General features: G+C 34.9%; 14 protein-coding genes. 12 read left to right on the top strand and 2 right to left on the bottom strand.

What is annotated here, in order from left to right; genetic code table 11:
• Nucleotides 1-51 precede the first annotated feature (51 nt).
• The gene (locus GXM17_RS18155; protein ID WP_244307439.1) at nt 52-318 is read left to right on the top strand and encodes a YeiH family protein; all 267 of its coding nucleotides are present in this window, start codon (nt 52-54) and stop codon (nt 316-318) included.
• Between the two features lie 181 nt (nt 319-499).
• On the opposite strand, the gene GXM17_RS18150 is transcribed toward GXM17_RS18155, so the two are convergent.
• Nucleotides 500-1426, bottom strand: a complete 927-nt coding sequence (locus GXM17_RS18150; protein WP_244307438.1) for a hypothetical protein — start codon at nt 1424-1426, stop codon at nt 500-502.
• 199 nt (nt 1427-1625) lie between these two features.
• Between GXM17_RS18150 and GXM17_RS18145 the strand changes: the two genes are divergently transcribed.
• A complete protein-coding gene (locus GXM17_RS18145) occupies nt 1626-2627 on the top strand; it encodes a zinc dependent phospholipase C family protein (protein WP_163400925.1) in 1002 nt (333 codons plus the stop codon).
• Nucleotides 2628-2690: 63 nt separating this feature from the next.
• Here the strand turns inward: GXM17_RS18145 and GXM17_RS18140 are convergent, their stop codons facing one another.
• On the bottom strand, nt 2691-3323 hold the full coding sequence (locus tag GXM17_RS18140; protein WP_163400924.1) for an MCP four helix bundle domain-containing protein: 633 nt from the start codon (nt 3321-3323) through the stop codon (nt 2691-2693).
• Between the two features lie 247 nt (nt 3324-3570).
• Here GXM17_RS18140 and GXM17_RS18135 point away from each other — a divergent pair, with 247 nt between their 5' ends.
• The 10 genes from GXM17_RS18135 (at nt 3571) to hisF (ending at nt 13491) form a co-directional block, all read left to right on the top strand.
• Nucleotides 3571-4233: a response regulator transcription factor gene (locus tag GXM17_RS18135; protein ID WP_163400922.1), complete on the top strand. Its 663-nt coding sequence runs from the start codon at nt 3571-3573 to the stop codon at nt 4231-4233.
• Between the two features lie 2 nt (nt 4234-4235).
• Nucleotides 4236-5627 carry a sensor histidine kinase gene (locus tag GXM17_RS18130; RefSeq protein WP_163400920.1) on the top strand — a complete coding sequence of 464 codons (1392 nt, stop codon included), beginning with the start codon at nt 4236-4238 and terminating at the stop codon, nt 5625-5627.
• A 329-nt stretch (nt 5628-5956) separates the two neighbouring features.
• The gene (hisG, locus tag GXM17_RS18125) at nt 5957-6814 is read left to right on the top strand and encodes an ATP phosphoribosyltransferase (RefSeq protein WP_163394602.1); all 858 of its coding nucleotides are present in this window, start codon (nt 5957-5959) and stop codon (nt 6812-6814) included.
• Between the two features lie 140 nt (nt 6815-6954).
• Nucleotides 6955-8253, top strand: coding sequence for a histidinol dehydrogenase (hisD, locus tag GXM17_RS18120; RefSeq protein WP_163400918.1), 1299 nt, complete (start codon nt 6955-6957; stop codon nt 8251-8253).
• Nucleotides 8254-8331: 78 nt separating this feature from the next.
• Complete coding sequence (hisC, locus tag GXM17_RS18115) at nt 8332-9378, top strand: histidinol-phosphate transaminase (protein ID WP_163400916.1); 1047 nt, start codon at nt 8332-8334, stop codon at nt 9376-9378.
• 142 nt (nt 9379-9520) lie between these two features.
• Nucleotides 9521-10657 (top strand): bifunctional histidinol-phosphatase/imidazoleglycerol-phosphate dehydratase HisB, encoded by a 1137-nt coding sequence (gene hisB / locus GXM17_RS18110; protein WP_163400914.1) that lies wholly within the window; start codon nt 9521-9523, stop codon nt 10655-10657.
• A gap of 89 nt (nt 10658-10746) precedes the next feature.
• Nucleotides 10747-11097 carry a nuclear transport factor 2 family protein gene (locus tag GXM17_RS18105; RefSeq protein ID WP_163400913.1) on the top strand — a complete coding sequence of 117 codons (351 nt, stop codon included), beginning with the start codon at nt 10747-10749 and terminating at the stop codon, nt 11095-11097.
• 105 nt (nt 11098-11202) lie between these two features.
• Complete coding sequence (gene hisH / locus GXM17_RS18100; protein WP_163400911.1) at nt 11203-11784, top strand: imidazole glycerol phosphate synthase subunit HisH; 582 nt, start codon at nt 11203-11205, stop codon at nt 11782-11784.
• A gap of 84 nt (nt 11785-11868) precedes the next feature.
• Nucleotides 11869-12633 carry a 1-(5-phosphoribosyl)-5-[(5-phosphoribosylamino)methylideneamino]imidazole-4-carboxamide isomerase gene (gene hisA, locus GXM17_RS18095; RefSeq protein ID WP_163400909.1) on the top strand — a complete coding sequence of 255 codons (765 nt, stop codon included), beginning with the start codon at nt 11869-11871 and terminating at the stop codon, nt 12631-12633.
• A gap of 102 nt (nt 12634-12735) precedes the next feature.
• Nucleotides 12736-13491, top strand: a complete 756-nt coding sequence (gene hisF, locus GXM17_RS18090) for an imidazole glycerol phosphate synthase subunit HisF (RefSeq protein WP_163400907.1) — start codon at nt 12736-12738, stop codon at nt 13489-13491.
• Nucleotides 13492-13591 lie beyond the last annotated feature (100 nt).

The raw sequence follows: 13591 nt of genomic DNA, 5'->3' as shown, positions 1-13591 counted from the left end.
ATTGGCTTTTGTTATATTTGTCTGTAAAAATGTACATTTCATTTTAAATTTGTGTACATTTCATTTTTGCGATTATACTTTATCGGATTGTTTGTTTTGGCAATGCTTTTAAATTCTTACGTACCTCAAATAGCCATTTTTGCCCCAAATATTGTGGGAGTTGCTAAAATTGGTTTAACCATTACTTTGTTTCTAATTGGAGCAACTTTAAACAGTAATGCTATAAAATCAGTGGGAATAAGGCCTTTATTGCAGGGGATTTTGCTTTGGATATTTATAGCGGGTTTAGGTTTGCTGTCAATTCTCTATTTGAAATAATTATTTTAAACACATAGAAAATAGTTTTTGTAAGCGTATAAAAAAAAGCATTTTACTTATTTAAAAAAAATAGCTATGTGTTGAGAAATATGTTTCTATTTTGAACTCTTTTGAAAAGAAAAAAAAACTATATAATCTATGTGTTTAAATTAAACTTTAAAAAAAAAAGAATTACTAAAGCTTATTTAACATTAGAGAATTTCACAACAGGCTTGCCAACAATATTGTACCATTTTCCTTTAAAAGAAAGGCGCTTTTCAATTGTAAAACTAAATTGCTTCTTCGTCTTTTTCATCTCAGCTACTTCTGGCGGAAGTTCAGCTTCAAATTCATCATCACCAAGTTTTGTTTTTTTATAGTGTCCCGTGGTTGTAACAATAATATCCCTAAAATATTTTTTGTTGTTATCGGTAACAACCTTGTAAGCACTAGACCAGTTTGTGCCACCGCCAGTATTGGATACGCCGTAATTATCCAATTCCAGTAAAGGCTGATATTTTCCATCGAAACCTGCAATAAGGTACAAATAATCATAATAAGGAGCTCCCGCACCACCATTTGAATGTACTAGTGTAAAAGCATACTGATCTTCTCCAATTTCTAAAAGTTTCAAAGAAGGAATTCTGGAAAACGCTCCAAAAGCAGCAATTGCAGGCTGAAAAGATTTCATTTCCCATACATTTCCGGTTTTTGAAAACTTGGCTAATCCCAAAAGCCCTCCGCTAAAACGGCCGGTTTGAGCCCCATCAGTATCGTAAACAGACTGATTGAAAACCAACATTTTGAATTGATTTCCTTTTGAGTCTGAATAACTAATTGTAGTATCAAGACGTGTTGCAACACCTTCTGAATAAGGAAATAACTGGTCTCCTTCAACACCGTTTACATCTGTGTAAGCTATGGTTTTGCAGTTTTTGCATTTCCAGCTCAAAAAAGTATTATGGTCTGCCAGTTTATATAATTTTCCAGGAAATAATTTTTGAGTTGTTTTTAAAGGATCAAAAGGCTCAGTTGTTTTTAATGTACGTTTAGTATTTAAAATCGTATCACTAACGTTTTTTAATTGTATAATGTCATCTTGTGCGATACAAGTAGATATATAAATCATCGAAAAAAGAATAGATTGAATCAGGCGCATATTTAATTTTTAGTAAAAGTGATACGAATTTACAAAGAAACTTTTTAAATGAACTTATATTACTTATATGGTTTAAAAAATCATAAAAATTAAATTAACACAATATTAATTGGTATTCTTTTGAATTATCTTTAAATGAAATAAATTTGCAGTTCAAATAAAACTTCAAATGAAAAACTTTAAACTGAAACCAAAATTGATTGCATTTTTTGCAGTTATAATTGGATTTTTAACCCTTTCATGGGGAATCGTAGGTCACGAACGAATCAATAAAGCAGCTGTAATGGCACTGCCTCAGCAGCTACAAGTCTTTTTTTACAATCATATTGATTTTATTACACAGGAAGCTTCTGTTCCGGATATTCGTAAATATGCCTTAAAATACAAAGATGAAAACCCAAGGCATTATATCGATCTGGAAAATTTCAAAACACCAATTGACAGTCTGCCTGAAACATTAGAAGAAGCAACTAAAAAATATGATGCTAAATTTCTGAACGACAACGGAATTTTACCGTGGTACATCGAAGACATGATGATCAAATTAACCAAAGCCTTCAAAGAAAAAAACAGGGCCGAAATCTTATTTCTGGCTGCAGATTTAGGTCATTACATCGGAGATGCACACATGCCTTTGCATACTTCTGCCAATCATGACGGACAATTGAGCGATCAAAAAGGAATCCATTCACTTTGGGAAAGCAGATTGCCTGAGCTATTCGTTAAAAATTATAAATTAAATGTTCCGGAAGCAAAGTATTATGAAGATGTTCATAAAGCAACCTGGGACATGATCAAAGATACTCACAGTTTGGTGCAGCCACTATTGGCAGTGGATAAAAAGCTAAGAACTTCAATTCCCGAAAATCAGGTTTTTGTTGTCGATGCTGAAGGTAAAATTGTAAAAAATAAATACAATTCGGCTAAATTCTCAGATGAGTATGCTGCCAAATTGCACACAGAGTTAAACGGAATGGTAGAAAGCCAGATGAAAAAAGCCATCACAGCAACTGCAAGTTTTTGGTACACTGCCTGGGTAAATGCAGGGAAACCGGATTTGAGTGATTTGGATTCAAAAGATCTTACAAAACGCAACAGCAAAGCCTTAAAAGAAGATTTGAAATTATTTAAAAAAGGAAATCTTTTCGGAATGCAGAATCAGAACGATTAAAAATCTTCATCATTCAATAAAACAAAAAACCTGTGATATTAGTACTTCACAGGTTTTTTTGTTTTAATTAAGACTCGGTGATACTGGAATTTTAATGTTTCTTTTATGCTTTTTTATAAGCAATAAATAAAAAACAATACCGCCCAAAATAATCAGTAAAGCAATCTCCAGCTGCCCGAGCGTATTGTTGCCGCTGTGCATCGCATTGGCACTGGCTAGTTTGGCTTTTCCTTCTTTCACCTGAATTTCAGAAAGTTCATTTAGTGTATCCAATGCCTTATTGCACAAATGCACAATATCATTCCAGTTTTTATTTTGCACCTCATTATTAATTGCCGAACAGGAAGCCAGAAAGCTGTCAAAATGAATTTTTTCTTTCGGAGTCAGCACCGTTTTAAAATACAAATCATCAATCGTATGAATTATTTTCAGGGCATTTTTGATCTCGTTATTTTTCGTGATATCATTCAGATTCTCTTTCTGCGATTCCGTTTTTATGTAATGAAGCTCATTCGCATACTGAAAAATATAGTACGCCACAACCAGCCTGTCATTATAAATTGTATTAATGTTTTCATTGGCATTTTTAGAATTTCGCAGCGTATTAAAGTTGCTCAGTACGATAATCAGCATTACAATCAGTAAAATAAAAGCTGCTTTTGTTTTGTTGCTGTATTTTTTTAAAAAGTCTTTCATTTTCGATAGGTTTTAAATAGCTCTTCTCTAAAGATACATAAATTTAAGGTTTTAAAATACAGTGCTTTACAATGTGAACAGATATTTTTTAAAGAGCAATTTCCTGCTGTCCGCTGTATCTTTTCCCTGCTAAAGAAGCAGGAAAAAGGATGCCGCTCCCATCAGGGTTAGTGCTTTGGTTTTCATAAGATCATTAGTGAAAAACATTTATCTTTGAAAAAAAGAATCTTAATTACCAACAGTAGCAATGCATATTTTAATAGTAGAAGATGAATTAGGAATTGTCCAGTTTTTGCAGCAGGGACTACAGGAAGAAGGATATCAGGTAACCACAGCCAATGACGGATTACAGGGTTTTGAACTGACTCAGAGCCATCAGTTTGACCTGATTTTACTGGATTGGATGCTGCCTAAAATAAGCGGAATAGATCTTTGCAGGGCTATCAGGATTAAAAACGAGACAACTCCCATTATTTTCCTGACCGCAAAAGATACTGTCAAAGAAACTGTTGAAGGTTTGAAAGCAGGGGCTAATGATTATATCAAAAAGCCATTTAGTTTTGAGGAACTGGCAGAACGCATCAAAGTTCATTTCAGGAATCAGAAAGGTTCAGGAAATCTGTCATTGGGAGCTATTAAAATTGATTTGTCGAAATATACTGTTTTAAAAAACAATATAGAAATTGCACTTACGCAAAGAGAATTTGAATTGCTGTGTTATCTCATTGAGAACAAAGGAAAGGTGTGTACCCGAAACCAGATTTTAAAAGATGTCTGGGGCATCAGTTTTGAATATGATACCGGCGTAATCGATGTTTTTATTAATGCCATCAGAAAAAAACTGAACTTAAAAATCGAAGAAAATTACATTAAAACAATCCGCGGAGTTGGATATATTGCAAACGATTAAACATGATACAGCTCTCCTTTAGAAACAGAATTGCTTTAAACTATATTCTCATAACCGGTTTGTTGATTCTGGTTGTTTTTTCGGCTATTTATTCGACAGTAAAATTTACGGTTTACAAACGTCTGGATCAAAATTTAATGATTGAAATCGAGGATCATTTAAAGGAAATCAAAGTCGAGAACAATGTAGTAATTTTAATGGACGCTGAAGAATGGGAAGAGCGTGAACACAATTCGGTTGATGTAAATCCGGTATTTGTCCAGTTTTTGGATGTGAATAAAAAAATAATCGAAAAATCACCTAATCTAAAGAATGAAGTCCTGATATTTCAAGAGGATGTAGCGTATTTTAAGACGTTTGATGCCAAATTATCAAGCGACAAAGTGAGGCAGATTCAGGTTCCGCTTCATATAAAATCAAAGCAAATAGGTTATCTGATAATTGCAATGCCGCTAACCGATTCGGCAAATGTTTTGCACAATCTTTTCGAAACCTTGTTAATTGCATTTCCTGTAATTTTAGTGATCCTGTTTTTAATCGCACGTTTTTTCGCCGGACGAAGCATTAAGCCAATCAATGCAATTACAAATATCTCAGGAATGATTACAAGGGATAATCTAAAAACAAGGATTCCTTTGCCTAAACAAAGAGACGAATTATATACCCTTTCAGAAACGATAAACAGCTTATTAAATCGTATTCAAGATGCGGTGGAACGCGAAAAACAATTTACATCAGATGCTTCTCATGAACTTAGGACACCTTTAACAGTCATCAAAGGAACTTTAGAAGTACTCATCAGAAAGCCCCGTGATAATAAGGAATACGAAAAAAAAATAAATTATTGCATCAATGAAGTCGATCATTTAAATATGTTGGTTGATCAGCTTCTTATGCTTGCCAGGTTTGAGAACCAAAGGCAAAATATTTTGCATGAATCTGTTTATCTGAATGCTGTGATTCTGGATATTATAACTTTAAATTCAGCAAAAATAAACAGCAGGAACATCAATATGAAATTTGATGCAAGTGAAGACTTTTACATCAATTCAGATAATTATCTTGTTGCAACTATTTTAAGAAATATCATTTCCAATGCTGTCAAATATACAAATGAAGGCGGTGAGGTGACTGTTTCTCTTTCTAAAAACCAAAATAAAATACGTTGTAAAATTTCAGACAACGGAATCGGAATTGCCAAAAAAGATTTAGAAGCTGTTTTTAATCCTTTTTTCAGGTCAGATTCGACAGTTCACCCGGAAATCAAAGGAACTGGTCTGGGATTGTCTATTGTTAAACGTTTTACAGAACTGCTCGATATTAAATTTCAGATAGAAAGTGAAATTAATATAGGTACTACAGTTATTTTAGAATTTAATGAAGAAAAGAAATAAATGTCAGGCTGAACGGAGTCGAAGCCCTTTTTTAATTAAAAGATGTATTGAAAGATCATGAAATCTTTTTTTAACAATAAACTGTTGTTAAGTTAAAATAAAAATTGTTTTTTTATGAAATTAACCTGTATATTTGCAACCGAATCAAAGAATAAAACAACAATGTTTACAAACCAATTACATCATCATCATTTTCATAATTGCTCTCAGGCGATGTGTTAATGTATGGATGTAAATCATCATATTTTAAAACCCGTTTGAGTACATCAAACGGGTTTTTTATTCCCTATTCTTTGTACTCAAACTATTAATTAAACAAAAAAAGAAAAATGAGTACTTTAAAAATTGCAATTCAGAAATCAGGTCGTTTAAACGAAGACAGCATTCAGATTTTAAAAGACTGCGGTATTTCAATTAACAACGGCATCGATCAGTTAAAAGCCGAAGCTTCAAACTTTCCTCTTGAAGTTTTATACTTAAGAAATTCGGATATCCCCCAGTATTTAATTGACGGAGTGGTAGATTTGGCAATTGTTGGAGATAATCTTTTGGTTGAAAAAGGAAAAGGAATTGAAGTGGTTCAGAAGTTAGGTTTTTCAAAATGTAAAGTTTCTGTAGCCGTTCCTAAAACTTTTGAGTACAATTCGGTTCAGGATTTGGCAGGTTTGAGAATTGCAACTTCGTATCCAAATACGGTTAACGAATATTTTGGTTCATTCGGATTGACAGTAGATATTCACCAGATTTCGGGATCAGTAGAAATTGCACCAAATATTGGCCTTGCCGATGCAATTGTTGATATTGTTTCCAGCGGAAGTACTTTGTTTAAAAACAATTTGAAAGAAGTAGAAGTGATTTTGAAAAGTGAAGCCGTTTTAGCAGTTTCACCAAAAGTTTCCCCTGAAATCCAAAAACATATTGATACTTTAAAATTCAGAATCCAGTCGGTATTAAGAGCCCGAAATTCAAAATATATTTTGATGAATGTGCCAAACGACAAGATTGATGAAATTGGCAGGATTTTACCGGTTTTAAGAAGTCTTACCGTTCTGCCATTGGCCGAAGAAGGGTGGAGCAGCGTGCACTCAGTAATTGACAAAGATACTTTTTGGGATGTAATCGATCAGTTGAAAGAAGCCGGAGCCGAAGGTATTTTGGTTTGTCCAATTGAGAAAATGGTACTTTAAAAAGAATTTACAAATTTTTAAATTGCTTCGCATGTTCGCTATCGCTCGAGTCCAAATTCCAAACTTTGCGAACCTTGCAATTTTCAAGACAAAGAATATAAAAAGAACTTTGCGCTCTTTGCGGTTAAAAAACATCAACAATGAATAAAATAAATAACCCAAAACCGGATACATGGTCAGAAATATTAAAAAGACCTACGAAAACAATCGATGATATCGAAGTTACGGTTAAAGAAATATTTAAAGAAGTTCAAAAAAAAGGAGATGAAGCAGTTGCGAAATACACTTCTATCTTTGACGGAATTGCTTTAGACAATTATGAAGTTACTTCAGAAGAAATTCAGGAAGCGATTAATTTAGTTTCAGCCGAATTGAAAGAAGCGATTCAGCTGGCTAAAAACAATATTTATAAGTTTCATAAGGCACAAAAAACAGAAAGAATTTCAATTGAAACGATTGAAGGCGTAAACTGCTGGCAGGAAAAAAGACCTATTCAAAAAATTGGCTTGTATATCCCGGGCGGAACAGCCCCTTTGTTTTCAACAGTTTTAATGCTGGCTGTTCCTGCTGAAATTGCCGGTTCTAAAGAAATTGTTTTGTGTTCACCTCCTGATAAGAACGGAAAAATTAATCCTGCCATTTTATATGCCGCAAATTTATGCGGAGTAACAAAAATATTGAAAGTAGGCGGAATTCAGGCTATTGCGGGAATGACGTTTGGAACAGAATCAATTCCGAAAGTGTATAAGATTTTCGGTCCCGGAAACCAGTTTGTAACCGTGGCTAAGCAATTGGCAACACAATTTGGCGTTGCGATTGATATGCCTGCGGGTCCATCAGAGTTATTGGTGGTGGCGGATGACACTGCTGTTCCTGCTTTCGTAGCTTCAGATTTATTATCTCAGGCTGAACACGGGGCAGACAGTCAGGTAATTTTAGTTTCGACTTCCAAAAAACTTATTGCAGCAGTCGAAGAGGAAATTCAAATACAACTTGAAGCACTTCCAAGAAAAGAAATTGCTAAAAAAGCCATTGCCAATTCTAAATTGATTTTTGTTGAAAATGATAAAATTGCTTTGGAACTAATCAATGAATACGGTCCGGAACACTTTATTATCTGTTCAGAATACGATGATTTTTACTGTAACGGAATCGTAAATGCGGGTTCTGTTTTTATAGGGAATTACACGCCGGAAAGTGCCGGCGATTATGCTTCGGGAACCAATCATACATTGCCGACAAATGGTTATGCCAAAAATTACAGTGGCGTAAATCTGGACAGTTTTATGAAATCAATGACGTTTCAGAAAATTTCAGAAAAAGGAATCCGGAATATCGGACCGGCTATTGAATGTATGGCTGAAGCAGAAGGGTTACAGGCGCATAAAAATGCTGTGACTTTACGTCTGCAGTCCTGCGAGGTTTCGAAAACCTCGTAGGTTTGAATCATTATTTCTGAATCTATAGAAAATATACCTATAAGGTTTTCTAAACCTTGCAGGATAAAAATTAAAACAATGAGAACCTTCGATATAAATACAATAACACGTGAAAACGTAAAATCTTTAAAACCATATTCGTCTGCACGTGATGAATTTGAAGATTTTGATACTGCCGAAATGATTTTTCTGGATGCGAATGAAAATCCGTTTCAAAACGGAGTGAACCGTTATCCGGATCCCCAGCAGAATTCGGTTAAGGCAATTTTAGCCAAAAATAATAACGTAAAACAAAACCGGATTTTATTAGGAAACGGAAGTGATGAGGTTCTGGATTTGCTTTTCAGGGCTTTTTGTGAACCGAAAAAAGATAATATTATTTCATTACCGCCCACTTACGGAATGTACAGTGTTCTGGCGAATATTAATGCCGTAGAAAACAGGGAAGTTTTGCTTTCGACAGATTTTCAGCCACAGGTTGAGAAAATCTTAGAAGCGGTTGATAATAATACCAAAATTATCTTTTTATGCTCGCCAAACAATCCAACCGGAAATTCATTTTCGGATGAAAGTGTAGTGAAATTGCTTCAAAACTTTGATGGTTTAGTAGTAATTGATGAAGCCTATATTGACTTTTCGGAGAAGGAAAGCTGGCTGGTTGAAATGGATGAGTATCCAAATCTGGTAATCACTCAGACACTTTCAAAAGCGTATGGTCTGGCCGGAATTCGTTTGGGAGTTTGTTATGCTTCTGAAGCTGTGATTTCAATTTTAAACAAAATCAAACCTCCCTATAATGTAAACGAACTGACGCAGCAAAGAGCGATTGAGCGTTTGAAGGATGGCGATAAAATAAAACAGGAAATTGCTTCTATCATCGAACAACGAGAAGAACTGCTTAAAGTTTTGTCAGATGTTGCCTTTGTTGAAGAAGTATATCCTACCGAAGCTAATTTTGTGCTGGTAAAAGTGGACGATGCCAATAAAAGATATGATCAGTTGATTGAAAAGGGAATTGTTATCAGAAACAGAACAACGCAGCCTTTATGCGAAAACTGTCTTCGTTTTACGATTGGTATTCCTGAGGAAAATGCTGTATTAATTAAGGAATTGAAGTCTTTGTAATAGATTTTTTTAGAAATTATAAATTTCCGGAAACCGTTTTGCGTGAGGGATAGAGGCGGTATCCTTTTGTGAAGAGAAACGGAACAAAAGATATAGCCGAAAGCCCGACCCGGAGGGACACGCCCAAAATAGAATTAAAAATATGAAAAAAGTACTTTTTATCGATCGTGACGGAACGATTGTTTTAGAACCTGAAAATTTACAACTGGATAGTCTGGACAAACTGGAATTTTACCCAAAAGTATTTCAGTATCTGGCTAAAATCGCCAATGAACTGGATTACGAACTGGCAATGGTTACCAATCAGGACGGACTGGGAACGGATAGTTTTCCGGAAGATACGTTTTGGCCAACACAGAATTTTATCCTGAGAGCTTTTGAAAACGAAGGCGTTTTGTTTGATGACATTTTTATAGACAGATCATTTCCGGAAGATAATGCACCAACGCGCAAGCCAAGAACCGGAATGCTGACAAAATATATTGACAATCCGAATTACGATCTGGCAAATTCGTTTGTACTGGGAGATCGTTTGACAGATGTTGAACTGGCGAAAAACTTAGGAGCAAAAGCGATTTTCATGAATTTGACTGATGGAGCAGGTAGTACCGAAATTTCATCAAAGCGTGAAGAATTAGATGAAACGATTATCCTGCAGACAACGGACTGGAAAACGATTTATAAGTTTTTGAAATTAGAAGCCCGTTCAGCTTCGATTACCCGTAAAACGCATGAAACGGATATTTTTATCAATTTAAATTTAGACGGAACAGGAAAAAGTAAAATCGATACCGGAATTGCTTTTTTTGATCATATGTTAGATCAGATTTCACGTCACGGTCAAATGGATTTGGAAATTTTGGTAAAAGGCGATTTGGAAGTTGATGAACATCATACGATTGAAGATACAGCGATTGCGCTTGGAGAAGTTTTTGCAAAAGCGTTAGGAAATAAATTAGGTATCGAGCGTTACGGTTTCTGTTTGCCAATGGACGATTGTTTAGCTCAGGTTGCTATTGATTTTGGCGGAAGAAACTGGCTGATTTGGGAAACCGAATTCAAACGTGAAATGGTAGGCAAAATGCCAACAGAGATGTTTTTCCACTTCTTTAAATCGTTCTCTGACGGTGCAAAAGCAAACATCAACATCAAAGCGGAAGGCGATAATGAGCATCATAAAATTGAAGCGATTTTTAAAGCTTTCGCGAAAGCAATAAAAGTGGCCGTAAAAAGAGATACTGAGAAAATGATTTTGCCAAGTACTAAAGGAATGTTGTAGAAGGTTTAAAAATTGTTTAAAGTTTCAGGTTTCACGTTCTGTTGTGTAACTTGAAACGTGAAATCTGAAACAAATTCAAACAAAAAGAAATGGACGCGAAAAAGTTTGCCAAAGAATGGATTGATTCCTGGAATTCTCATGATTTAGACGATATCATGAAGCATTATTCGGAAGAAATTGAAATTACAACGCCAATGTTAAAATTGGCTGCCGGAATCGAAAGCGGCTCGCTGCAGGGGAAAGAACAGGTAAGGGCATATTGGCAGAAAGCTTTAACCAAAATTCCGGATTTGCATTTTGAACTGATAGAAGTTACATCAGGTATTGATTCGGTGGCGCTTTACTATAAGTCGGTTATGAATAAAATGGCAGTCGAAGTTATGTTTTTTGATGAAAACGGATTGGTAAATAAAATGATCGCTCATTATACTGATTTGTAAAAAAATAAAAATTGTTTCAAGTTTAAAGTTTCAAGTTCGTTGTTAACCTGAAACCTGAAACCTGAAACCTGAAACCTGAAACCTGAAACTTTCAAACGAAATTAAATGAAAATAGTAATTATAAATTACGGGGCAGGAAATATTCAGAGCATTATGTTTGCTATTGAAAGACTGGGTTTTAAAGCTGTTCTGAGTAATAATCCGGAAGAAATTCAGGCGGCAGATAAAGTGATTTTTCCGGGTGTGGGAGAAGCAAGTTATGCCATGAAAAAACTGAAAGCAAGCGGTTTGGATACTTTGATTCCGAATTTGAAACAGCCTGTTTTTGGAATCTGTCTCGGAATGCAGTTGATGTGCAATAAAACTGAAGAAGGAAACACTGAAGGCTTAGGGATTTTTGATGTGGATGTAATCAAATTTTCAAATAAGGTAAAAGTACCGCAAATGGGCTGGAATCAGATTTATGATTTAAAAACCGATTTGTTTAAAGGGGTTTCTGAAAAAGAATTCATGTATCTGGTACACAGTTTTTATGCTCCAAAATGCGCTGAAGCCATTGCTGTAACAAATTATGAAGTAGAATATGCATCGGCTTTGCAAAAGGATAATTTTTACGGAACACAATTTCACCCGGAAAAAAGCGGGGATGTGGGAGAGAAGATTTTAGGGAATTTCCTGAAAATGTAAATATTTTCAATTTCAAAATCAAATTCAATCAAAATATCAATTTTAGAAAATCTAAATTCTAAAATCATAAATCTAAAATAGAAGATGAGAATAATACCAGCCATAGATATCATTGACGGAAAATGCGTTCGTTTGTCCAAAGGTGATTATGATACCAAGATAATTTACAATGAAAATCCGCTTGAAGTAGCGAAATCATTTGAAGCACACGGAATCGAATACCTGCATTTAGTGGATCTTGACGGTGCGAAATCGAGCAAAATTGTCAATTATAAAATTTTGGAACAAATTGCAACACAAACCGGTTTAAAAATTGATTTTGGCGGAGGATTAAAATCGGATGATGATTTGAGAATTGCATTTGAAAGCGGAGCCAACCAAATTACCGGCGGAAGTATTGCTGTAAAAAACAGAGCAATTTTCGAAAAATGGATTTTAGAATATGGTTCGGATAAAATCATTTTAGGAGCTGATGCAAAAGACGAAAAAATTGCGGTTTCAGGCTGGCTGGAAGATTCAGATGAAGAATTGATTCCGTTTATTCAGCAGTATCAAACCAAAGGAATTCAGTATGTGATTTGTACCGATATTGTCAAAGACGGAATGCTCGAAGGACCAAGTTTTGATTTGTATAAAAAAATCATTAATCTATGTACTGTCACTTCGAGCGGAGTCGAGAAGTTAGCTGAAGCTAAAGGAGTAAAACTAATCGCTTCAGGAGGAATTTCAACTTTTGATGAATTGCCAAAATTAGCTGAATTAGGGTGTGAAGGAACAATTATCGGTAAGGCGATTTACGAGGGAAGGATTACATTAAAGCAATTAGAGAATTATATTTTAAATAAATAGATTATTTCGCAAAGTTGCACAAAGAAAAAGACAGAGATTCACTAAATAATCTTTGTGAATCTCTGTGAAGGTTTTGCGAATCTCTGTGAAATAACTAAAAGAATGCTTGCAAAAAGAATTATACCCTGCTTAGATATAAAAAACGGAAGAACCGTAAAAGGAGTTAACTTTGTTGACCTGCGTGATGCGGGTGATCCGGTTGAACTAGCTGAAATTTACTCAGCAGAAGGTGCGGATGAACTGGTTTTCCTGGATATTTCGGCTACTGAAGAACGTAGAAAAACACTTGTAAATATGGTGCGAAGTGTTGCGGAGAAAATCAACATTCCATTTACCGTTGGCGGCGGAATTTCATCTGTTGAAGACGTTGAAATCCTGTTGAATAACGGAGCTGATAAAGTTTCGATCAATTCATCGGCAGTAAAAAATCCACAATTGATTAATGATCTGGCTCAGAAATTTGGAAGCCAGTGCGTTGTGGTAGCTATTGATGCCAAACAAATTGACGGACAATGGATCGTACATTTGGTGGGCGGAAAAGTACCAACCGAATTGAATTTGTTTGATTGGGCAGTTGAAGTAGCTGAACGCGGAGCGGGAGAAATTTTATTCACTTCAATGGATAATGACGGAACTAAAAATGGTTTTGCAAATGAAGCTTTGGCAAAATTGTCAACATTAATCAATATTCCGATTATTGCTTCTGGAGGCGCAGGAAATATTCAGCATTTCGTGGATTCATTTAAAGAAGGAAAAGCAGATGCGGCTTTGGCAGCGAGTGTTTTTCACTTTAAGGAAATCGAGATTAAAGCTTTGAAACAGGAACTTAGGAAAAACGATATTGAAGTTAGACTTTAGAATAGAGTCAGGAGGAAAGATTTAAATAATAAAAATAACAATATAGAAGTCCAATGTAGTTTTAACTTTAAGACTTTAGGCTTTACAACTTTAAACTAAT

The organism is Flavobacterium fluviatile, from assembly GCF_010645065.1.
GTDB lineage: Bacteria > Bacteroidota > Bacteroidia > Flavobacteriales > Flavobacteriaceae > Flavobacterium > Flavobacterium fluviatile.
This window is presented reverse-complemented; position numbering and strand designations above follow the sequence as displayed.

Coding starts and splice junctions, on each gene's coding strand:
- hisB (WP_163400914.1), top strand. CDS start 9,521: ATGAAAAAAGTACTTTTTATCGATCGTGACGGAACGATTGTTTTAGAA.
- hisH (WP_163400911.1), top strand. CDS start 11,203: ATGAAAATAGTAATTATAAATTACGGGGCAGGAAATATTCAGAGCATT.
- GXM17_RS18130 (WP_163400920.1), top strand. CDS start 4,236: ATGATACAGCTCTCCTTTAGAAACAGAATTGCTTTAAACTATATTCTC.
- hisA (WP_163400909.1), top strand. CDS start 11,869: ATGAGAATAATACCAGCCATAGATATCATTGACGGAAAATGCGTTCGT.
- GXM17_RS18135 (WP_163400922.1), top strand. CDS start 3,571: ATGCATATTTTAATAGTAGAAGATGAATTAGGAATTGTCCAGTTTTTG.
- GXM17_RS18105 (WP_163400913.1), top strand. CDS start 10,747: ATGGACGCGAAAAAGTTTGCCAAAGAATGGATTGATTCCTGGAATTCT.
- GXM17_RS18145 (WP_163400925.1), top strand. CDS start 1,626: ATGAAAAACTTTAAACTGAAACCAAAATTGATTGCATTTTTTGCAGTT.
- GXM17_RS18150 (WP_244307438.1), bottom strand. CDS start 1,426: ATGATTTATATATCTACTTGTATCGCACAAGATGACATTATACAATTA.
- GXM17_RS18140 (WP_163400924.1), bottom strand. CDS start 3,323: ATGAAAGACTTTTTAAAAAAATACAGCAACAAAACAAAAGCAGCTTTT.
- hisG (WP_163394602.1), top strand. CDS start 5,957: ATGAGTACTTTAAAAATTGCAATTCAGAAATCAGGTCGTTTAAACGAA.
- hisF (WP_163400907.1), top strand. CDS start 12,736: ATGCTTGCAAAAAGAATTATACCCTGCTTAGATATAAAAAACGGAAGA.
- hisD (WP_163400918.1), top strand. CDS start 6,955: ATGAATAAAATAAATAACCCAAAACCGGATACATGGTCAGAAATATTA.
- hisC (WP_163400916.1), top strand. CDS start 8,332: ATGAGAACCTTCGATATAAATACAATAACACGTGAAAACGTAAAATCT.